The organism is Wansuia hejianensis (genome assembly GCF_014337215.1).
GTDB lineage: Bacteria > Bacillota > Clostridia > Lachnospirales > Lachnospiraceae > Scatomonas > Scatomonas hejianensis.
The window spans coordinates 2,397,524-2,418,693 of sequence record NZ_CP060635.1; the positions used below are offsets into that span (position 1 = coordinate 2,397,524).

Annotated in this window: 17 protein-coding genes and 2 tRNA genes; 4 read left to right on the forward strand and 15 right to left on the reverse strand. The window is 45.4% G+C overall.

Annotated elements, in window-relative coordinates:
* On the reverse strand, nt 1-744 hold the full coding sequence (locus H9Q79_RS11125) for an RNA polymerase sigma factor RpoD (protein WP_118642940.1): 744 nt from the start codon (nt 742-744) through the stop codon (nt 1-3).
* 275 nt (nt 745-1,019) lie between these two features.
* Here H9Q79_RS11125 and H9Q79_RS11130 point away from each other — a divergent pair, with 275 nt between their 5' ends.
* Genes H9Q79_RS11130 through H9Q79_RS11140 form a run of 3 tightly spaced genes read left to right on the forward strand, consistent with a single transcriptional unit; the run spans nt 1,020 to nt 3,921 of the window.
* The gene (locus tag H9Q79_RS11130; RefSeq protein ID WP_118642938.1) at nt 1,020-1,631 is read left to right on the forward strand and encodes a 4Fe-4S binding protein; all 612 of its coding nucleotides are present in this window, start codon (nt 1,020-1,022) and stop codon (nt 1,629-1,631) included.
* Between the two features lie 2 nt (nt 1,632-1,633).
* Complete coding sequence (locus H9Q79_RS11135) at nt 1,634-3,172, forward strand: ABC transporter permease/substrate-binding protein (RefSeq protein WP_249328300.1); 1,539 nt, start codon at nt 1,634-1,636, stop codon at nt 3,170-3,172.
* Between the two features lie 11 nt (nt 3,173-3,183).
* Nucleotides 3,184-3,921, forward strand: coding sequence for an ABC transporter ATP-binding protein (locus tag H9Q79_RS11140; protein WP_249328301.1), 738 nt, complete (start codon nt 3,184-3,186; stop codon nt 3,919-3,921).
* Between the two features lie 8 nt (nt 3,922-3,929).
* Here H9Q79_RS11140 and H9Q79_RS11145 read toward each other — a convergent pair whose 3' ends face one another.
* From H9Q79_RS11145 to H9Q79_RS11155, 3 genes are all read right to left on the reverse strand, one after another.
* Entirely contained in the window at nt 3,930-5,060 is a 1,131-nt protein-coding gene (locus H9Q79_RS11145) for a glycerate kinase family protein (protein WP_118642934.1), read from the reverse strand.
* Between the two features lie 506 nt (nt 5,061-5,566).
* On the reverse strand, nt 5,567-6,217 hold the full coding sequence (locus H9Q79_RS11150; protein WP_249328302.1) for a GNAT family N-acetyltransferase: 651 nt from the start codon (nt 6,215-6,217) through the stop codon (nt 5,567-5,569).
* Between the two features lie 14 nt (nt 6,218-6,231).
* Nucleotides 6,232-6,573: a cytidine deaminase family protein gene (locus H9Q79_RS11155; RefSeq protein WP_330596806.1), complete on the reverse strand. Its 342-nt coding sequence runs from the start codon at nt 6,571-6,573 to the stop codon at nt 6,232-6,234.
* A gap of 1,097 nt (nt 6,574-7,670) precedes the next feature.
* Between H9Q79_RS11155 and H9Q79_RS11160 the strand changes: the two genes are divergently transcribed.
* Nucleotides 7,671-8,939, forward strand: a complete 1,269-nt coding sequence (locus H9Q79_RS11160; RefSeq protein ID WP_118642928.1) for a glycosyltransferase family 2 protein — start codon at nt 7,671-7,673, stop codon at nt 8,937-8,939.
* Nucleotides 8,940-9,054: 115 nt separating this feature from the next.
* Here the strand turns inward: H9Q79_RS11160 and H9Q79_RS11165 are convergent, their stop codons facing one another.
* The 11 genes from H9Q79_RS11165 to H9Q79_RS11215 form a co-directional block, all read right to left on the reverse strand.
* A complete protein-coding gene (locus H9Q79_RS11165) occupies nt 9,055-9,735 on the reverse strand; it encodes a TIGR00266 family protein (RefSeq protein WP_118642926.1) in 681 nt (226 codons plus the stop codon).
* Between the two features lie 72 nt (nt 9,736-9,807).
* On the reverse strand, nt 9,808-10,770 hold the full coding sequence (locus H9Q79_RS11170; RefSeq protein WP_249328303.1) for a peptidoglycan-binding protein: 963 nt from the start codon (nt 10,768-10,770) through the stop codon (nt 9,808-9,810).
* A gap of 51 nt (nt 10,771-10,821) precedes the next feature.
* Nucleotides 10,822-13,842 carry an EAL domain-containing protein gene (locus H9Q79_RS11175; RefSeq protein WP_249328304.1) on the reverse strand — a complete coding sequence of 1,007 codons (3,021 nt, stop codon included), beginning with the start codon at nt 13,840-13,842 and terminating at the stop codon, nt 10,822-10,824.
* A gap of 41 nt (nt 13,843-13,883) precedes the next feature.
* A complete protein-coding gene (locus H9Q79_RS11180) occupies nt 13,884-15,341 on the reverse strand; it encodes an extracellular solute-binding protein (protein ID WP_118643052.1) in 1,458 nt (485 codons plus the stop codon).
* A gap of 1,066 nt (nt 15,342-16,407) precedes the next feature.
* The gene (locus H9Q79_RS11185) at nt 16,408-17,187 is read right to left on the reverse strand and encodes a helix-turn-helix transcriptional regulator (RefSeq protein WP_249328305.1); all 780 of its coding nucleotides are present in this window, start codon (nt 17,185-17,187) and stop codon (nt 16,408-16,410) included.
* Nucleotides 17,188-17,502: 315 nt separating this feature from the next.
* A complete protein-coding gene (locus H9Q79_RS11190; protein ID WP_249328306.1) occupies nt 17,503-18,495 on the reverse strand; it encodes a virulence RhuM family protein in 993 nt (330 codons plus the stop codon).
* A 42-nt stretch (nt 18,496-18,537) separates the two neighbouring features.
* Complete coding sequence (locus H9Q79_RS11195; RefSeq protein WP_249328307.1) at nt 18,538-19,215, reverse strand: hypothetical protein; 678 nt, start codon at nt 19,213-19,215, stop codon at nt 18,538-18,540.
* Between the two features lie 15 nt (nt 19,216-19,230).
* Nucleotides 19,231-19,440, reverse strand: coding sequence for a UvrD-helicase domain-containing protein (locus H9Q79_RS11200; RefSeq protein WP_249328308.1), 210 nt, complete (start codon nt 19,438-19,440; stop codon nt 19,231-19,233).
* Nucleotides 19,441-19,508: 68 nt separating this feature from the next.
* Nucleotides 19,509-20,525, reverse strand: coding sequence for a Fic family protein (locus tag H9Q79_RS11205; RefSeq protein WP_249328309.1), 1,017 nt, complete (start codon nt 20,523-20,525; stop codon nt 19,509-19,511).
* Nucleotides 20,526-20,921: 396 nt separating this feature from the next.
* A tRNA-Leu gene (locus tag H9Q79_RS11210) sits at nt 20,922-21,007 on the reverse strand.
* A gap of 3 nt (nt 21,008-21,010) precedes the next feature.
* Nucleotides 21,011-21,092, reverse strand: a tRNA-Tyr gene (locus H9Q79_RS11215).
* Nucleotides 21,093-21,170 lie beyond the last annotated feature (78 nt).

Here is a 21,170-nt window from a genome sequence, read left to right on the forward strand (position 1 = left end):
TTATTCCTCCTCGGGTACCTCTTCCCCGGCAAGCTTCAGAATGGCCTCTGCCTCATCCTCGGATATATGCATGAAGTCCGCCACTTCATCCAGATATACTTTTCTGCCCATTTCTTCCTTCAGAACGGAGACACTGTCCTTAAGCTCCTGTACTTTAGAAACCATTCTGTGATCCTGATGTTTCACATCCCTCTGCTGCTCTGTCAGTGCCTGCATCCCCTGACGTATTTCCTGCATAATTTTATCTTCCGCTGAAGCCAGATCCAGTCCTGCCCTGCCCTCTATTGCCTCCAGCGCCAGCAGCAGGCACAGATTCCCTTCCTGCACCAGATCCGTCACGGCCACCTCCGGCACATACCTCTCTCTGGCCGCCTTTACCACCTCTGGAAGAAACAGCTCAGACAACCGCTCTCTGACACTCTTGTCCCCGTTTAGAATCTTTTCAAGAAGGCTGGTCCGCTCCCCATTCCGCTCCGGAGCCAACATTTTCAACGCGCTTTCGTATTCCTCCAGATATTGAAGATCTGCCACAGACAGCTCTGGCAGAGCTGTCTCCTTCAGATAACCTTCCACTATTATTTTTTTCGAGAGCAGATAATCAAAAACCAGCTTCATTTGCTCACCGGTCAGCTCATCCCCGGAGAAAAAACTCTCCGCTTCTTCTTTTTTTATATGAAAGCTTTCTGCTTCTGCCCGAGACAGAAGTGCTTCCAGCTTCTGTTGAAATTCCTGTTGTGTAATCATGCCCAACCCTTCCTTTCCCTTCCGATAAGAAAATTATACTACATCACTGTCAAAAACGAAAGGGCGGCTGCATATGTTCCATAGTATGCAAAAAGAAACTATGCCACTTTATTGTGCTCACTTTACAACAAACACTCACAGGAGTATGCTTGACACATGCTATATTCCAGAGCACACCCGTAACTCATGCCCTTGACGGGGAGGGTGAACAGCCTACGCTGTTCCTCAATCTTTGCTTCAGAGTAAAGGAAAAGAAAAAACAGGAGGTTTTAGCTATGACAGCTCAGAATTGCCTTCGTATACTGCGAGAAGTTAAAGACGCCGCATTTGCCACAGTAGACGAAACAGGGATGCCGCAGGTCAGAATCATTGACGTAATGCTGATAGATCAGGAAAAGCTCTATTTCTGCACAGCCCGTGGTAAAGATTTCTACCGTCAACTGACTGCCTCCGGCCAGGTGGCTATAACAGCTATGAACCATTTTTTCCAGATGGTGCGCCTGAGCGGCAGGGCCAGGAAGCTTTCCGGGCAAAAAGAATGGATTGACCGCATTTTTGAGGAAAATCCGGTTATGAATAATGTATACCCCGGTGAAAGCCGGTACATTCTGGAACCATTTTGTATAGCCGACGGTCAGATTGAGTTCTTTGACCTGGGAAGGGAGCCTGTTTTCCGGGAATGCTTGACAATTGGAAATGCACGGAAGCCGCAGAAGGGCTTTTTTATCACAGATTCCTGCATCGGATGCGGGGAATGCCACCGCTCCTGTCCGCAGCAGTGTATTGAAGCAGGCACCCCTTATACCATACGGCAGGATCACTGCCTGCACTGTGGCCTGTGCTACGAAACATGCCCCGTTCAGGCGCTAGAGAGGAAAGGTATATAAACATGTTACAGGATATGTGGTCGACTTTTATTGAGAGGAAAGAATTTTTTCTGGGGCTGCTCTGGGAACACATAGAGATATCTCTTGCCGCTATCGTGATCGCAGTCCTCTTCGGCGGCCTTGTGGGCATTCTGATCAGCGAATTTCAAAAGTCAGCCAAACCCGCTCTGGGCGTAATTAATTTTCTCTATACGATTCCCTCTATCTCCATGCTCGGCTTTCTGATCCCTCTGTCCGGAATCGGAAATGCCACAGCGGTAATTGCGCTCACCATCTATGCCCTGCTACCAATGGTTCGCAACACTCATACTGGAATCACGAACGTAGATCTGGCTATCCTGGAAGCCGCCAAGGGAATGGGCAGCACGCGCCTGCAGATTTTATTAAAGATCAAGCTTCCGCTGGCAACGCCGGTTATCCTGTCAGGCATCCGCAGCATGGTGACTATGACGATAGCTCTGGCCGGAATCGCTTCTTTTATCGGAGCCGGAGGCCTGGGCGTCGCCATTTACAGGGGTATCACCACAAATAATGCCGCCATGACCATGGCAGGAAGCCTTTTAATTGCCCTCCTGGCCCTAGTAGTTGATTTCCTTCTCGGATTTATCGAAAAACGGATGAAAAAGCACAGCGCCAGATCCAAAAGGGTAAACCGGGTTCTGGCCGCTGCAGCGGCCACCGCCTGCCTGGCTGTTATTGCCGGAACTGTTTTCCGCCCTGGCTCAAAAGATACTATTCACATCGCTACAAAGCCCATGACTGAGCAGTATGTGCTGGGCGAAATGCTGGATCTTCTCATTGAACAGAATACAGGCCTGAACGCAGAACTGACCCAGGGCGTCGGCGGAGGCACATCCAACATCCAGCCCGCCATGGAAAGCGGCGAATTTGATCTCTACCCGGAATACACCGGAACCGGCTGGAATATGGTACTGAAAGAAGACAGCCTGTATACAGAAGATCTGTTTCCCATCATGCAGCAGGCCTATAAAGATGAGCTGAACATGCAGTGGAGCGGCATCTATGGTTTTAATAACACCTATGGCCTGGCAGTCCGCCGCGAAATCGCTGAAAAATATGACCTGAAAACCTATTCTGACCTGCAATCCGCCGCGAGACAGCTCACCTTCGGCGCAGAATACGATTTTTTTGAACGGGAGGATGGCTATGATGCACTCTGCGATGCATATGGACTTAAGTTCGGAAGGATCATGGATCTGGATATCGGCCTGAAATACCAGGCGATCAGTCAGGGGAAAATCGACGTGATGGTAATATTTACGACCGATGGACAGCTCAGCATTTCCGACGTTGCTGTCCTGGAGGATGACAAGAATTTCTATCCCTCTTATCTCTGCGGAAATGTCATCCGGAGCGAAATTCTGGAAACATACCCAGAACTGAATGATGTCTTTTCGGCATTGGCCGGCCTGATCACCGATGATGACATGGCTCAGATGAACTACGCAGTAGAATCAGAAAGTAAGGAACCCCGTACAGTAGCCGAAGAGTTTCTTCGAGAAAAAGGGCTGTTAGAGTGAGGAGTGATTAAATGGCTGCAGCGATAGAATATAAAAATATCAGTAAATCATACGGTTCAAATGTGGTTCTGAAGGACTTCAGCCTGACTCTGGAAAAAGGGGAATTCATCACAATCATCGGTTCCTCAGGCTGTGGCAAGACGACAATTCTCAAGATGGTCAACGGCCTGATCAGCCCTGACAGCGGAGACATCCTGATTAATGGCCGCAGCATCCGGAATCAGGATTTGATCAGGCTGCGCAGAGGAATCGGATATGCAATCCAGGGCAGCGTTTTATTCCCTCATATGACTGTGGAACAAAACATTTCCTATGTGCCAAATCTGATCAATAAAAAAGAAAAACAGAAAACCCGTACTGCAGTCAGCAAATGGTTGCAGACCGTCGGACTGGACGAAGAGCTGAAAGAACGGTATCCTTCAGAGCTTTCAGGCGGCCAGCAGCAGCGTGTGGGGATCGCCAGGGCGCTGGCAGCGTCCCCGGAAATTCTGCTGATGGATGAACCCTTCGGGGCTGTAGACGAAATCACCCGCGGCCAGCTTCAGATTGAGCTCCGGCAAATTTATGAAGAAACCAGGATCACCATTTTATTTGTAACCCATGATATTTCCGAGGCCCTGAAGCTGGGTACAAGAGTCCTGGTCATGGATCAGGGTAAAATCCTGCAGTACGGCTCTCCAGAAGAATTGCTGTGCAATCCCTCTACCCCGTTTGTCAAGCAGCTGGTACACAAAACCAGGCGCACCTGACCTAAATTTTATCTGTGAAACGCCTTCTGAAAACGGATCAGCGCCTCTGCTGTCGCAGCCAGATTTTCTCTGCTCTGATAGCGGGATACTGAAAAATCCACAGCCTGACGGTTAATGCTGAAAATTGCTGTGACTCCCATGTCATAGGCTTTTTCAGCCTCCTCCCCCACTGAGCCCACAACAGCAACGACAGGAACGCCTTTCCTGGCCGCCCTTTCCGCCACTCCCACAACAACTTTCCCATGTAAGCTCTGACCGTCAATCTTTCCCTCTCCGGTGATGACCAGATCGGCCCCCTCCAGCGCCTCATCAAAATGGACCAGTTCCAGCACAGTCCGGATGCCCGGCTGAAGCTCTCCATCAAGAAAAGCCACAATACCTGCTCCCATGGCGCCTGCGGCACCCGCTCCCGGAATCTCCGCTACTTCTTTTCCCAGCTCCCTTTTGATCGCCGCATCCAGAGCCTTCAGGTTGTCATCCAGTTCTTTCACAGCCGCCTCATCTGCACCCTTCTGCGGCGCGAAGATATAGGCCGCCCCTCCGGTGCCGTGCATCGGATGGTCAATATCACACATGGCAATTACCTGGCATCCGTTCAATAGTTTCCGAGTCTCTGAAACATCAATTTTCTCCACATTTTTAAGATTCCCGCCCGCCGGAATAAAATTCTGTCCCATACGGTCAAAAAATTTGGTCCCGACTGCAGCAGCCAGGCCGCAGGCCGCGTCATTGGTACAGCTGCCGCCCAGTCCAATGACCAGCTTCTTGCATCCATGCTCTACCGCGTGCCGAAGAATCAACCCCACTCCATAGGTAGAAGTCAGCGCGGGATTCTCCCTTCCTTCAACTTGCGGAAGGCCCGCCGCCTGTGCCATCTCAATCACAGCCGTATCTCCCATACGGGCATAATAAGCCGCGACTGTCTCGCCGTATGGTCCCTGAGTTTCGACTTCTATCTTCTTGGCATCAGCCGCATACAGAAAACAGTCCACAGTCCCCTCACCGCCGTCGGCAACCGGAATTGCCACCACCTCACATCCCGGCTCAATCTCCCGGATTTTATCTGAGACAATTCTGCAAACCTCTTCTGAACTCAACGTCCCTTTAAAAGAGTCCGGGATCACAATACATTTTTTCATAGTCTACTTTTCCTCCACTTTTCATCGGCAATCAACGTTTTATCTGACTTCCTTGGAAGCTGCAGTTCTTTCCGCCGGCCTTCACCACTCATGGCGGCTGACAAACGTTTTTTCTATTATACAGTGAAATTGCCCATTTTCCAACACTATTTCTCCCGGCCGGGGGATAACCAACCGCAATCCCTCTTCCCCCCGGCATCCCCGTATAAAATTGCCCAGAAATCCATCCGCTTACCTCCATGGCAGCTTCCTGCGTTTAATCCCTTCGCCGCAAGCTGTCATATCACATGCCTACACGCCTGAAACATTTCTAAATACCAGAAAACGACAAACTTTACAACGGGCGGAAACAGACCTTTTTTTCTCAAAATCGAGATGGACGGGAAGCCATTTTAGACTTTCCCGTTTCGATCACTCATCAGCAAAGACGGGAGGGGCTGCAACGGCGGCGCATTTTATATGCGCCGTTTATCTTGACCGTTAACTGGCCCGGATGGGTTTGCTATTTAACATCCTTCCACAAAAGAATGACTCATAATATAAAATTCATCTTGGCTTGGTCGGTATTCTTTTTCCATCTTTTCCAAAGTATCATCATATTTTAGTGCTTCTTCTTCACTGATCATCATAACCGGGCTATCATAGTAGCACCATTTATGCCCTTTAAGTGTATCGGGAAGAAGCTCCTTTATCATCATTGCCGCTGGATATTTTCCGCCTTCTATACATACATCATATTTTTTACAGCTTTTAAATCCACGGCCTACATAATTGGCTGGGCTGCCAAATATTACAACCACATCATAGCCCAGTTCTGCCGCACGTTCAAAAGAATACTCTATCAATTTTTTTCCGTACCCTTGTCTTTGATATTCTGGTTTGATGCAGAGCGGGCCAAAGGTCAAAATCTCCTTTTTGTTTCCATCCTCGTCCAATAGTCTCGCCTTTGTATACATGACATTTCCGATCACTTCTCCATTTAATTCTAAGACGAAATCTAACTCCGGCAGAAAATCCTCATGTTCCCGCATAATGTGTACTAAATAATGTTCTACACATTCCGGAACATAAAGATTATAGAACGCTTCCCTTGTTATCTTTTCAACGACTTCGTAATCAGCTTTTTTCTCATTTCTAATCATAATATTTTTCACCATTATTCTATTCTCCTTTATTCCATATTGAGTGTTTTAGTATGCCACCAATCGGGGATTAGCATTTTTAGCTGTACTACTTTTTTTGTTTCATAGCCGCACAAAATCTCTATTTGTCCTGCGCTTGCATCTAATTGCATTAGAAATTCCCGGCAGGCTCCACACGGGATGCCTGTTTTTCCGTCCGGCATAACTGCAACTATTTTTGCAATATGGCTTTCTCCATTTGTAATCATATTGGCAATCGCATTACTTTCCGCACACATACCTAACGAACAGGCGGCATCAATGCAAACACCAACATAAATATTTCCTTTTTCTGTAAGAAGCGCGGCAGAAACGGCTCCGGCTTCGACCAACGGAGAAATTATTCTTTTATATTGTACTTATTTTTTCTTTTTCTATCTCATATTGCAGCGCCCATTCTGTATTATAGTCCAATACAATAATATGTTGTGGCATAGTAAAATCACTCCATATACAAATTTAATACTTTATGGAACAGCGTAAGCTGTTCCCCCGCCCGACAGGGCATGTGTTACGGGATACTCTGGAGTATACATTGTGAAGCAGCGTGAGCTGTTCCCCGCCCCGCCAGGGGCATGTGTTACGGGTAAAGCTATAGACACACACCTCCTCCGTATATTCCCATTATACAAAAGAATTGCAAAAACGCAATTTTCAAAATATAAATTTCATCAAAATGTAATTCCATTTGTTTCAAAGCTGACCTTGATATTTATGTATTTTTCAAAAGCCAGGGAACGGTCGTTGTGAATGACGCTCCCGACTTTGCGCGCACAAACAGGTGCTACTTCTACCGTAGCCGGGGAATGAAGGGCGGCACCAAATACAATCTGCAAAGGCATACGTTTGCTATGGCTTCCAGCGGGGAATTGGTTTCTTCCGAACTGTGGCTGAAATGCAGAAAATGATTTTAACCAGCGCTATCTATCAGGCAGGAACTTGTTTCAGAGGTATATTTCTTCAATATATTTGTGTTTACTCTGTGTCCAATTTCTTAAGAATCTTAATTATTTTTTTAATCCTTTCTAAAATTCCAAAATTTTCAACTTATATATAGTATAATAGCGTCAGCTATTATACTTGTGCATATATCAATTTCTGCGGTCCCGCTGAAATTGCTGCACTTTCGCCGAAGGCATAATATCCGCTTGCGGATATTATAATAGCGTCAGCTATTATACTTGTGCATATATCAATTTCTGCGGTCCCGCTGAAATTGCTGCACTTTCGCCGAAGGCATAATATCCGCTTGCGGATATTATAATAGCGTCAGCTATTATACTTGTGCATATATCAATTTCTGCGGTCCCGCTGAAATTGCTGCACTTCCGCCGAAGGCATGATATCCGCCTGCGGTTTTGGTATAAAGCAAACAGGGGAGTCCGCATCTGATCTGCGGAAAATTTAGTATTGGTAAGGAGACGCTACCATGGTCACATTTATTAGAATTTTTAACTTTTCACTTCTTCTCTTATTCAGCGGCTGTTATGCTTACCAGCTTGTCTACATGGTAACCGGCCTCTTGAAAAAAGAGCGAAAAGAGACCCGTAAAGTACAAATGCACCGTTTTGCTGTCCTGATACCCGCCAGAAATGAGGAAGCCGTAATCGGCGGGCTTTTGGAAAGTATCCGGAAACAGACATATCCCGCTGAGCTGATCGATATCTATGTAATTGCAGATAACTGCACCGACCATACCGCCGCTCTGTCTGCCCGGCTGGGTGCTTCTGTCATCGAACGCTTTAACCATGTGAAGGTGGGCAAGGGATACGCGCTGGACTATGCCTTCAAACAGATTGATTCTGGAAAAGGCCTCGGCCATTATGACGCTTTCCTGGTCTTTGATGCGGATAACGTTCTGGACCCCGGCTATTTCGCAGCAATGAACCGCACCTACTCACAGGGGTATGAGATTATTACCAGCTACAGGAATTCTAAAAACTACGGCACCAACTGGATTTCCGCCGGCTATGCTCTGTGGTTTTTAAGAGAATCACGTTTTCTGAACGGCGCCCGGATGAAATTAGGTACAAGCTGCGCCATTTCCGGAACGGGATTTCTTGTATCTTCCAAAATGATACAGAAAGACGGGGGCTGGAAATATAATCTTCTGACGGAGGATATCGAATTTTCTACTGATCACATCATACGGGGCCACAAAATCGGCTATTGCAAAGACGCGATTCTCTATGATGAACAGCCGGTCACATTCCGCGCCTCCTGGAACCAACGGCTGCGCTGGACAAAAGGCTTCTATCAGGTATTTGCTAATTACGGAGGACTGCTGTGCAAGGGAATTGCCAGGGATCACAGTTTCCAGTGCTATGACATGCTGATGGTCATTGCCCCGGCAACGCTGTTGACACTGACTTCCCTTCTGGCAAACATATTTTTCGCCCTGCTGGGAGTTTCCGCCGGGAATATGCTCATCACCGAGACTGCCGCGGCTGCGTTCGGCGGCTGCCTGCTGAGTATTTATGTGTCATTGTTTGCTTTCGGCGCAGTGACTCTTCTGGCTGAACAGAAACGGATCTACTGCAGCAGGCCTAAGCAGGTATTATATCTGTTTACTTTTCCGGTTTTCATATTTACCTATATCCCGATGGCGGTAGTTGCGCTGAGAAAAAACATAACATGGAAGCATATTCCGCACACGATCCTGTGTACCGCGGATCAGATATGCAGCAAAAAGCAATAGGGGCCGCTGGGCAGCGGATACTTAAAAGGCAGCCGCAGGATGCATACTTCATTTGCATCCTGCGGCTGCCTCTATATTTAACGGTTTTAACACGAAAGCTATTAGATACAGTGGATTACGAATTCCCGGACGGCAGATAGGGCCTCAGGACTCCCGCCACATTGGATATCGGCATTGTCTGGAGGATCACACGGCCAGGTCCGGTGATCACTGTATTGAACAGCCCTTCCCCACCAAACAGCACATTTTTCACACCTCTTACCGTCTGTATATCAATGCTGCAGGTGGCTGACATGGCCGCCAGATGGCCGGTATCCACTATGATCTGCTGGCCTGCCTGAAGGTCATATTCCACCACATGGCCGTCGAACTCCGCAAACAGCAATCCGCTGCCGCTGGCCTTCTGCATGATAAATCCTTCGCCGCCGAACAGCCCTGACCCCACCTTCTTGTTAAAGAATACAGATGTGGTCACGCCGTACTCGCTGGCCAGAAACGCGCTCTTCTGAAGAACGATTTCCTGCCCCGGCCCAATGGTAAATGCCCGGATGGACCCCGGAAAACTGGACGCAAAAGCGATCATACCGGCTCCCTGAGCTGTGTAAATATTCTGAAACAGTTTCTCACCCGCAAACATTCTGCCGAAAGCTTTCCCCGCTCCCCCGTTCGTTGTTGTCTCCATCGTCATATTCGGAGACATCCAGGACATTCCGCCTCCTTCTGTCACCATCTTCTCGCCTGCGTCCAGCCTGCAGATTACAACCGGAAGGGTTTCACCTCTGATCTCGTATTGCATATCATTTTCCTCCTCATGGGATTATTCAGTCACCCCAAGTATATCACAGAATCTCCGGCTCCGCATCTGCTTTTACAGCGCGATCATATCCGCCCAGCATTTCCGTCCGACAATGCCGTCTACAGGGCCGGCTCCGCCGTTTCTGGATTTCTGGTAAGCAATTACGGCAGCTTCTGTCTCGTCTCCGAAGGACCAGTCAATATTTCCCGTATAGAATCCTCTGGAATACAAAATTTCCTGAACCAAAAGTGAAGAAGCGTTTTTGCTTCCCTTCTTTACCACCTCTGGGACAAACCTTCCATTTTCCTTAGGAAGCCCCAAAAGATCTGACCAGGTCTTGCTGCCGACAATTCCATCCACTTCTCCTGCTCCTCCCTTTCTGTCGCTCTGGTAGCTCTTCACTGCCTGAAGCGTCTGATCACCGAAGGAACGATCCAAACCTCCCCGGTAATATCTTCTGGGCAAAAGGATTTCCTGGAGCAGCAGTACAGGCACGCCTGTATTGCCATACTGGACCTTCGGAGCCATGAAGCTGTACTTGCTGGAAGTTTGGCCCCCGCCTCCACCTGTCTCTCCGCCCTGCGATCCTCCGCCTGCGGTCCAGGTGGCCTTAAATGCATCAAACGTACCATATTTCTGCTTTAACAGAGTGGGCGTATCGCCCCAGTCCGGGAGATACAGGTGGGGTTTATCCACTGGCGACGTCCAGTCTCCGCCCCATCCCAGCCCGATGGATTTACCCAAGGCGCCCACGCGATTAAAAAACGCAATATCGTCATAGGCGTGGCCTACGACATTTTTATAAAAATCAAAGGCTATGCCCCATTGATGCTGGCTGGAATAACTGCTTCCCGGTGCGTTCGTGATGATTTCACCAGGCTCTGTCCGTCCCTGTGCGTACAGGGCATTTTGCTCCGCCACTGACCGGAAACATTCCCCGATCCCCAGCGGAAGGCCTTCGTTGGCGCAAAGCTGCTTTAATTCTGCAATTTTCTGCTGTAATCTCGGGTGTAATTGTGAAATATCTCTTCCCATATAAAAAATCTCCTTTCTCTATACAATATGAGAAAGGAGATCATTGTGCTTTTAATGTCTCTTTTTTGCCGCCTCTGCCTGAATCAGCCTCTTCATATCCGCACTGATTTCCGGAGGAAGCAGAGCAGGCTTGGCGAGAAGAAAGCCTTGCAGGTAATCCACATTCATCTGGATAACTGCAACCGCCTCTTCCATTGTTTCAATTCCCTCTGCGATGATCTGCTGATTCCGCTCATGGGCATAGGATACAATATTTTCCAGAATCTTCTGCTTATCGCGGTCCAGATGGATGTCCCGGATGATCGCGTAATCAACCTTAATATACCTGGGTGAAAGACCCAGCAGTGCCTTTTCACTGTTGTAGCCGCTCCCATAATCGTCCAGCGCCATTTCACCTCGCCAGCGCTTCATCAACGCCTTTTTTAAACCGCTGGATTCTTCATCCTGCTCCTCTTCCTCTGTAATCTCTAACACAATATTTTTCAGGTATGGCTGGTACCTCTTCTCAAACTGATCCAGCTGGTCGCTGGGAAGCACCAGATTCGGCACAGAATTGATAAATATCCTGCATGCCTCTGATACCCGGCCCTTTTCAATCCATCCGCTGAAAGCCTCCATGGACTTAAACCAGGTCATGGATTCAATCTGATTCAGCTTAGATTCCATCCGCGCCAGCTGAAGGATCTCCGCCGGGTTCTGCAGCGTCGTCATATGAGCGCGCATCAGCGCCTCATATGCATAAATCTCTCCTGTCGCCGTGCTCACGATCGGCTGGAAATAATATTCTACAGCCCGTTTTTCCAACAGTTCATTCAATTCCGCTTTATTCTGCATCAAATAAACATCGTGGTTATAGACCCCCAGGTCAAAATCACTGAATTCTCCCTTGACCGAATGCTTCACCTTATACATGGCGAAATCCGAATAACGGAGCAGCTGTTCATAGGAAGTGCTGTCTTCCGGATACCATGCGACGCCTCCGGATACCCGGATATGGCATGGCTCCTGATCGGGCAGGGAAAGGTTCTTTTTCTTGATCCCACGTTTCAGCTCTGCCAGCCTTCCCCGGACCTCTTCCTTGTCCGGATAGCCATAGAGGAAGATATAGAACTCATCACCGGAAAAACGGGACACGACGGCATCTTCGGGAACTGATTCCTGAAAACATTCGGCGGCGCTCTGTATGTATTTATCGCCATAGTCATGGCCATAGGTGTCATTCACATATTTCAGGTCATCCAGATCCATCATGACGAGAGCGGCCGTCTTCAGGACACCGCTTCCTTTGCTGAACAGATGTTTCATGATCCTGTTAAAAGCCCGTCTGTTCAAAAGGCCCGTCAGCAGATCATGATCCCGCTCATGCTCGATCGCTTCCTTCTCCATCACCGCACTCGTGACATCTTCAACAAGACCGATACAACGCTGCCCATTATCGCTCAGCGTTACTTTGATATAGCGGAAGGGGCCGTAGCTGTCGCCTTCTGATGGAATTTTATAAAGAATCTCTCCGTTCTCCCCCTCCATGTCGTTCTGCCTGCAGCTTTCCAGAGAAAGCATCGTATCTCTGAATGAATCTATTGTGATCTCAGAAGGTTCCATCTCAGGAATGTCAAACATACTGAAAAATTTCTCTGTGATAAAGATCGATCCATCCTTACGGTTCACCTCAAAGACGGATAGCTGGATGCTGGCCATATTGATGATATATGCAAACTTTTCCGCCGTATACAGCATTTCCCCGCTCAAATTCTCCAGAGACTCCGCCAGAAGATCAATTTCCCGGATTCCTGTCTTCGCAAGTACCATCTGGCCTGACGGTTTAGCCTTCTTAACGCTCCTGGTCAGCATTGTAACCGGCCGCGAGATAAAAAGGCTGATCAGAATTCCGCCGGCGACGCCGGCCGCAAGCGTGAGCAGAATTGCCTTAATCAAAGTGGTAATAATCTGATTTGAAAATGCAAACAGATTATTGCGGCTGACTGTGCCCACAAGAGCCCATTTCTGGCTTGAGAAGGGCGTATTCGTGTTGTACAGGTTCAGATATTCCATATCACAGTACATCTGTTGTTGTCCGTCACTTCGGATCGCCATCTCCCCATCCTGTTCATAAACCTCTGTGATCTCCTGATCGTCCGCCATCTGGGCATAAACGGGGCCATTAATCAGAACATTTGTGAGCTTTCCATCATCATTCTTTTCAATTCCCAGCAGGTAGGCGCCCTGATTTTTTTCACCGATTTCACTGTAGGGAATAAGGCTTTTTAAATAGTCCAGTGTCAGATCGATTCCCAGCACTCCATACACTGTCCCGTCACTGAGAATCAGAGGAACAGAATAGGAAATCACTTCTTTTCCGTCCCCATACAGGCAATACGGTTCGCTCCAGTATCCCAGATCGGAGATCTCCAGGTTCTGAGGTTCCTCAATCTGAACAGCCGCCTCAAACGGTTCATACAGATAGGAACCGTATCCGCCGGCCCGCTCAAATTCAAATTGCGGCCTCCATTCACTGTCCAGTGAAATATTCAGGTTCTGTACGACCTCCGTCGGCGCATACTCTAAAAGCAGGTCCTGGTTTCTCTCTGTGGAGTTAGAGACAGGATCATAGTCCCGGAAATACAGACCCGGCTTATTCTCATAGATCCCCTGCGCGTGTAGCGCCTCCAGATCATCAGTATTTAATATGACAAATGCCCCTGTCACCCGGTTTGTACGCATCAGAGAAATCAAATCATCAGAGACATCCGCCAGCAGCGGAGTGCTGTAATCCGAACCGTCATCCAACGTGTCCAAAGAGATCTGGCCTGACCATAACAGACGTTCAGCCGTATTATTCACCTTCTGAACCGTTTCGCTTACATTGGACCATCTGGTTATCATCTCATTTTCCAGATAATTCTTCCGGTTAATCACCCGTTCCCGCAGTATATCCTTTTCATTTCCCTCCAGATGCTGGATCAGACCGCCGCCGAAAATGCCTCCCACCAGTAATAGGATCTCAATAGCGATCAGTATTACCATAGGAAATAATAATTTCCGGGAAATTGGAGTACTCCGCAATTTCTTCACCTGACACTTCCTTTCTGGCACTCTCGGTACAGCCTGACGCTTTATTTCATCAGCGCCTCCAGCTCTGCCTTTGTTCCCTCATACCAGCTCTCAAAAGACTCGTCGCTGACAAATTCTCCTGCCGCCTCTTCCAGGGACATTCCCGCCTGCAGCCGTTCAACTACAGCCGCCCTGTCCTCCGCTGCCTTGTCAGACATGGAGTATTCCAGAATGCTGCGGGCGCTGGTTCCATTTTCAAATGCTTTCGTTGTATATAGCGTATTCTGATTCACGGTATTGATTGCCGCCGAGATGATTGAAAGCATATTCCCTTCCGGCAGGGAAGCATTGGCCTGTATCTTCTCTACGTCGTTGGCGCTCTTTGTCACCGGAAGATATCCGGAAGCAACAGAAAAGCGGATATTCCGTTCGTCTTCGGTAAACCATTTCAGGAACTGGACGGAAGCGTAAATCTGTTTTTCGTCGGTATTTGTCACGACCATCCCGGCTCCCTGCTGAACGGCAAAGGCTTCTCCGCCTTCAAACTGCGGGCATTCCATCACTTCCATATTGATCGGATAGCTCTCTGTGTCATTCAGAACCACTTCATCCGGGAAAAATGTTGCCCCGGAGGAAGAGCCTACAAATGCTATAATATTTCCCGTCTTAATATCATCGCTGCGGAATCTTCCTGATGCCGCGAAATACCCCTTCACAAAGGGTACATAATAATTATCCCAGATCTTTCGTATCGTTTCCTGGTCAAAATTCAACACCGGTTTGCCGTCCTTAACGGAAAACAGCTCAACTCCCAGCTGCTTGCCGCCGATCAGAAAATAATTGGCCATCGCGTCACGGCCAAAGAAGGCTTTTCCGTCCTCCGGTTCTTCCGTCAGGCTATCAGTCCATTCATAATAAGCTTTCGCCGTCTCAGTAATCCCTTCGACCGTTTTCAGATTCTCCAGCTTCGCTCCCGTTGCCTGTGCGAATTTATCCCAGTCCGTCTTGTTCAGCATGAAAATCTCTGTAGACTTGGCAATGGGAAAGATCTTCAAACTCCCATCCTCTGAGAACTCACCTTCTTCTATGTAACTGTCCACAAAACGTCCCTGTTCTTCCTCGGACAAATAGGGCTTTAAATCCACTGCATAGCCAAGCTTGTCAACCGCATAGGCCGTATCCGCGTAAGCCGCAAATATACTGGGAAGTTCACTGGCCCCGACCTTGTGGTTCACAGAATCCAGCACGCTGTTTTCCAGATCGTTCACATTCCCCTGGCTGTATCCTTCCACTACGATTCCCTGTTCTTTCCCGACAGTCTCATTGAACTCTTTGACAAGTTCGTCAAACGCTTCCAGCTGTGCGCCGTTGTAATAATGCCACACGGTTACAGGAGTGGGATTATCAGGGTCCAGTTTTACCGCTGCCTGTCCTCCTTCTTCCGGTGCAGAACCGCAGCCGCCCAGGATGAGACTCAACACAAGCCCCGTACATATGATTTTGCGTTTACAACCCTTCATTTCACAATCCCTCTCTTTTTCCTCCATATTTAAAAAACTGTACTTCTGCTATTTTACCACTAGCCCCTCCATTAAACAACTGCTTACGTAAAAAAAGCGCCCCGATTACTTATGTAATACAAATATATATCACAATAAGAATACCACCGGCCATTTCTGACTGGTGGTTCAGTTTCTGTTTTGTGTATAGATTTCGTCGTAAATTCTTTGGGCTTTATTGCCCCAGGCGTTTAAGAGATAGTCATCATCAAAACCCTGGTAAGGAATCAACGCACCCAACGGTAACAATATTTCGTCAAGATTATCTGTTTCAACTATAGCTACTGCATCCGTCTTGAAATTCTACTGCAAAAATTCTTTCTGTTCTTCATTCAAGTTTAACAATTCCTATCACCTCCTATTCGTCTGAATCAATTCTCCAGTATCCGGATTATAAGTAACGATACAATGATCCCCACAAACCGCCGGCTCTTGCGGCCTTTTGCATCAGTAACAACCTTTTCCGGCATTTACCGCACTGACATATCCTTTATACAACCTATCGTTATTCATTTTAGTATTTTGTATTTTTTTATGAACTTTTGTTTACCCTTGAGTTTCCGCAAAATATAATTCTGAAAGAGTAAAATCTCCCCAAGATGCCAATCTATCAAATTTCTGAATGTGACAGATTGACAGATTTGGGATTAGAGGCACTTTAATAAGACCCGCCTGACCGGACTTTGGGAGAACAATTTTTTTATCTATTTAAGCAACCAGCTTAAGTCAGAGTTGACAGTAAGCCGGGCGCTTCGTCCGGAACCGAGCCTGACGCCTTCTTTTGCATACGATAGTATGCCGGGATGCCTTTAGCCAGTCGGTAATAGCAGAAGAAAATTTTTTCCTTTACAGGATCTGCTGTTTTTATAATTGCGACCTTTAATGCGTTGGATTCTGTTCCATTCCAAACGCTGCCTTGCCAAAGAGTGCAGCACCCTGTTCTATCGCATCAAAAGTAATGGTATTGGCTGATTTATAATCCTTTTTAGCAGATGAGTGTATTCTGGAAAATATGCTGACCGCAGAATCAATCCATATAAAACTGTTGGTCACACCAATGCTTAAAATGAAACGGGTGATCTTCAGTTAGATACTCATCGGAATACAGGAAAGTGATTATATCCATATCATCAAACATGTTGAATACCCAATCTTCCATATCATCCAGTTCCTCGTTGTCAACAAGATCATCCGCACCTGCGCTGATTTCGATAAGCGCCTGCGCTTCTTCATTGCACAAATATATGAGCAGTTCTTCCAAAATGCTATGAACAGTCATCGGTATCTCATGCTTTGCCCTCCATCTTAATTGGAGAAGAACGCATTTCATTTTATAGAGAAAGTCATAGTCATACCTCATCAAGAACTGTGGAGGGAGCTCCTCAGAAATGAATGACGTACTCAGTTGGCCGATATGTGAACCAGAAGGCATGGATGCAAGATCTGACTGATCCTGATTAATATAATCGAGCAGGATATCGCTTCCTGCTGCAAAAGCCACGGCGGCTCCCGAACCGTAATTATCTGCAAGGAACTGAGACCAAGCTTCATGATCCCGGTATTCTTCAATCAGAGATTTCTTCTCAACATCTCCTTTCTTATTAGGAAAATCACGCCAGTTTAGTGCTTTACAAATTCCCCTGCATTTGTCCCGCCGAATGGATTCGCCCGCCTCGTAGCGACACCAGGTTTTTGTACCCACCCCAGCTCTCAAGGCAGCTTCCTCTATCGTCAAATTCAGTTCGTTACGCCTTTGCTTAATCTTTCTCGCGAGTTCTTGATCACCTTGAATACTTCTTTGAGCCATTTTTGCTTTTCCCTCCCGCTTTTCTGACCTGTCAATTTACTATCAGTATGTCATAATAAAAATGTACTGTCAATATAAAACACACTTTTCACACTCTATACACCATTATCCCCGATTTTTGAGATTCCAGGAAGTTGACGGATTATTCACCATTTACCTCCTAAATATGTAATGAGTCCATCCTGGCAGTATAGAAAAATGCTACGGCAACCTTACCGTAGCATTTTATCATGTTATTTGTCGTTAATATACCCTAATCGGCATTTTCCGCTTACAAGAGCTTAGGCACCCGTATGTCAAGTCCAAGACAAAAAATTAATTCTTTTCTTCCAACCTATGTAATTTTTCTATGCTTTCAAGAAAATGATACTCTACAGGAGAAAGGGAATCTTCCTGCTTTTTCCGATATTTCTTATATTCTCCATGCGCTTTCTCAAGAGCTTGTTTATGAGTAACCCTTCCTTTCGTAGTTAAAATATCCCTTCTTGTCATTTTTAGATAATCATCAATCGTTTCCAACCAGTCCTTCATATACATCGGCTCTTGATTTAGGGCATGGACTTCCGCAATATCCAAATATGCTGTCACAATTTTATTTAATGCATCTATTTCTTTTTCATTTAAATAATTCTTTGCAACCTCTACATCAGAACGTTTGATTTCTTTTCCAGCCCACGCCGTTAATCCCATATTATTCTTTTCCGCATCTGCCCGCTGATAGATTATTTCTGCTGCCGTGTGTTTGTGAGCCGCCCAATGCATTTTATTCTGTACCTGTTTAAAAAATAAAATCGAGTTCTCAGCCTTCGGGTCATAATCAATGCTGGTTGCATATATTTCCAGCACTTTTCTCCAAAATACTTTTTCAGAAGAACGAATATCACGGATACGCTCCAATAATTCATCAAAATAGTTCCCGCCTCCAAGATTCTTAAGACGATCATCATCTAATGCGAACCCTTTTTTCATATATTCTTTCAAAATTGAAGTTGCCCATATTCTAAATTGTGTCCCTCTCAGGGATTTTACCCGGTAGCCAACGGAAATGATAACATCTAAATTATAAAAATCTACCTGATAAGTCTTGCCGTCAGAAGCAGTGTAGGCAAATTTTGCCCAAACTGTCTCTTTTACCAATTCTCCTTCTTTAAAAATATTTCTTACATGTTTTCCAATTACACTTTTATCTCGTTGAAATAATTCAGCCATCTGATCTATGGAAAGCCAAACCGTATCATGATCAAATGTTACTTCTATTTTTGTGACTCCATCTTCTGCAGTATACATAAGTATGTTTGACTGTGGCATATTCTCTCCTCTATTAAAACAAATAGCAATTTATTAACGCTATTATAGCCCGTTATGATACTTCATATCTGTTACATATTTTCCTATTTGTTCTACAAACAATTGATCAACTTTATACTTTTTAGAAAGATTTTTGCTTGTTTCTTTGTCATCGATCAAATCTTCAATAATTTTCAAAACTTTGCCTATAGCAATATTCGTTTTAAATTCTGGACTTCCAAGTAATTCTGATATTTCCACCAAATTCAGCACGAATTTTTTTGATTCTTTCGTCATGACAGGCGACTGCCATAGATTTGTTGTGCAACATCTCCGTTCACTATCGTCATTTTGCAATTCATTGAAGACGTATAGTGCCAAGTCATCCCAATCATATTTTTTACCGTCTGCTTTGCGCAACTCTCTATATTTTTCATACACTTCAAAAATCCATTTTCTATTTTCACGTTTAATATTTGCAGATGCACGCCCAATACGTTCCGCTTCTTTATACTCAGCAAAACCAGAGAACCCAAATCTTTCTATAAATGTAATTTCCTCAATAAAAAAATCTATGGAATACTTAAAAGTTGTTTCTGCCGGATATTTCTTTTTAAAATAATCCACAGCCTGTTCTATATAAGATGCTTTTTCATCTGGACATGCAATTCCGTTTCGATATGGCATTTGCCCGCGACTATTTAAATAACCACGAGCAAATGTATGATAATTTTCGACCACAAGTTTTTGAGTTTGCTAATCGCTTAGACCACGCATATATTTGACTAACGCCCTATTAAATGTAACAAGCAGCACCTTACCACCATTAGGAATGTTGGCAAGATGATGAGCACGTAACAAAGCAACGGTCGTTTTTCCGCTTCCTGCCGTTCCTAAAACAACAATATGTCCTTTTGCAGGAAGTGCCATAACCTCTTCCTGTTTTCCTCTTGGTTTGATATTCATTGTTCTCTCCTCCAATACATTTGCACTCGGTAAATATTGTATATTCTGGAACATACTACCAGAAAGCATTATTGCAATTCCAACACAATGCAATTTTTGAGTGACATATATTCCCAAATACGATTTCTTTCTTTTGAATTCATTTGGACAAGAATACCTTGCTCTTGTAGTAAATCTATCGCTTTTGCCGTTGAATTAAAAGAAAGTCCTGTTCCTTTTGAAGCGTAAGGAATGTTTGTTATTGGAAATCGCTTAAAATACTCATATACTATGGAAGTACTTCTGGATATCTTGCCTCTTTTTATTAATAGCGCTTCATCCTTTGCTGTTGTATTTTCATATTGAATCAATGATTCTGCAGATTGTTTCGCTGTTTCTCCTATAGCTTTTACTAAAAACTTAATCCACCGAATATATCCACCGCTATATTGCGTTGTCCTGAGCAAGTCGAAATATTCGTTTTTATTCTGATATAAATATTCTGAGAAGCATATCAGTGGAAATGTTTCGCTGGTAACGTCATGCAATATCATCGGAATTGTTATTCGCCCAACGATGCCGTTGTATTGTTCAAACGGATGAATTATCTCAAACTGATAATGCACTAATGCAGTTTTAATTAAGGGATCAGTATCTTGGCCATTATATAAATAGTCAAAAATATCGGTCAGTGCTGGTAAAACTTCAGTAGGTGCAGTAGGATTATAGGATTTGATATTCGTTCTAACATTATATAAAAAGGTCTGTCGATTTCTAACATCAATCGTCTTGTCAACATTATCACCATACAGTGCAATTCCACATAGTTTGCTCAGACTTGGAGCAGAAATCTTCATATTTCTCCCTGTCTTATAAGCCAATGCAAGATTAGTAATCGGTACAATATTTTCTTTGCCGCTCCCACGATTAACAAGTACATCTTGGAAAGTAGGGCTATCATAATCAATCATTAGAGAATATGCGCACTCTTTTAATAGCATCAATTCACTGAATGCATCTTTATTAGGAGCATATTTAAAGAGCCCCTCCAGAAAACCAATATTCCGATGTGCCTCAATTAGCAAAGCGGATAGTTCATCATCCATTTTATACATATCTCCATGCGTTAGAGGACGAGGCGTAAATGTGTAATATTTAAAATTGTTTTTGTTGTGGTCAATATGTTCAATATACTTTCCTGTATAGGACAACATCTTATACACCTCAATAAAAAATATATTTTTAGTATATCATCAATATTGAAATAAGAAAAGCACCATTCCTTAAATTATTTCAAAATTCAAAGAAATAGTGCAATATAAATTAAATATTGAGTTTCATGACTACGGCATTATTCAGCTTCAATTCAACACGCACTGGGCATTCCTGACAGCTATATCATGGCACGTGGCGGATGGGGGAATGATGGAGTATTAAAGGCTGTATTTCCAAATTATGCAACACAAAATAGAAAAGAGCCCGTAAATACAGGCTCTATAGGATGCCGGCGACCGGAATCGAACCGGTACGGGTATTACTACCCACGGGATTTTAAGTCCCGGGCGTCTGCCAGTTCCGCCACGCCGGCAGATGGACGGAGGTGGATTCGAACCACCGAAGCAATTTGCAGCAGATTTACAGTCTGTCCCCTTTGGCCACTCGGGAATCCGTCCATGCTGATGTCAAAATTATACAACTCTGACAAGATGATATTATAACTTATTTTATCTGCAATTGCAAGCCCTTTTTCA

Excerpts from the sequence above, each read along its gene's own strand:
- H9Q79_RS11125 (WP_118642940.1), bottom strand. The coding sequence starts at position 744 with ATGATTACACAACAGGAATTTCAACAGAAGCTGGAAGCACTTCTGTCT.
- H9Q79_RS11130 (WP_118642938.1), top strand. The coding sequence starts at position 1,020 with ATGACAGCTCAGAATTGCCTTCGTATACTGCGAGAAGTTAAAGACGCC.
- H9Q79_RS11135 (WP_249328300.1), top strand. The coding sequence starts at position 1,634 with ATGTTACAGGATATGTGGTCGACTTTTATTGAGAGGAAAGAATTTTTT.
- H9Q79_RS11140 (WP_249328301.1), top strand. The coding sequence starts at position 3,184 with ATGGCTGCAGCGATAGAATATAAAAATATCAGTAAATCATACGGTTCA.
- H9Q79_RS11145 (WP_118642934.1), bottom strand. The coding sequence starts at position 5,060 with ATGAAAAAATGTATTGTGATCCCGGACTCTTTTAAAGGGACGTTGAGT.
- H9Q79_RS11150 (WP_249328302.1), bottom strand. The coding sequence starts at position 6,217 with ATGGTGAAAAATATTATGATTAGAAATGAGAAAAAAGCTGATTACGAA.
- H9Q79_RS11160 (WP_118642928.1), top strand. The coding sequence starts at position 7,671 with ATGGTCACATTTATTAGAATTTTTAACTTTTCACTTCTTCTCTTATTC.
- H9Q79_RS11165 (WP_118642926.1), bottom strand. The coding sequence starts at position 9,735 with ATGCAATACGAGATCAGAGGTGAAACCCTTCCGGTTGTAATCTGCAGG.
- H9Q79_RS11170 (WP_249328303.1), bottom strand. The coding sequence starts at position 10,770 with ATGGGAAGAGATATTTCACAATTACACCCGAGATTACAGCAGAAAATT.
- H9Q79_RS11180 (WP_118643052.1), bottom strand. The coding sequence starts at position 15,341 with ATGAAGGGTTGTAAACGCAAAATCATATGTACGGGGCTTGTGTTGAGT.
- H9Q79_RS11185 (WP_249328305.1), bottom strand. The coding sequence starts at position 17,187 with ATGGCTCAAAGAAGTATTCAAGGTGATCAAGAACTCGCGAGAAAGATT.
- H9Q79_RS11190 (WP_249328306.1), bottom strand. The coding sequence starts at position 18,495 with ATGCCACAGTCAAACATACTTATGTATACTGCAGAAGATGGAGTCACA.
- H9Q79_RS11200 (WP_249328308.1), bottom strand. The coding sequence starts at position 19,440 with ATGAATATCAAACCAAGAGGAAAACAGGAAGAGGTTATGGCACTTCCT.
- H9Q79_RS11205 (WP_249328309.1), bottom strand. The coding sequence starts at position 20,525 with ATGGATGATGAACTATCCGCTTTGCTAATTGAGGCACATCGGAATATT.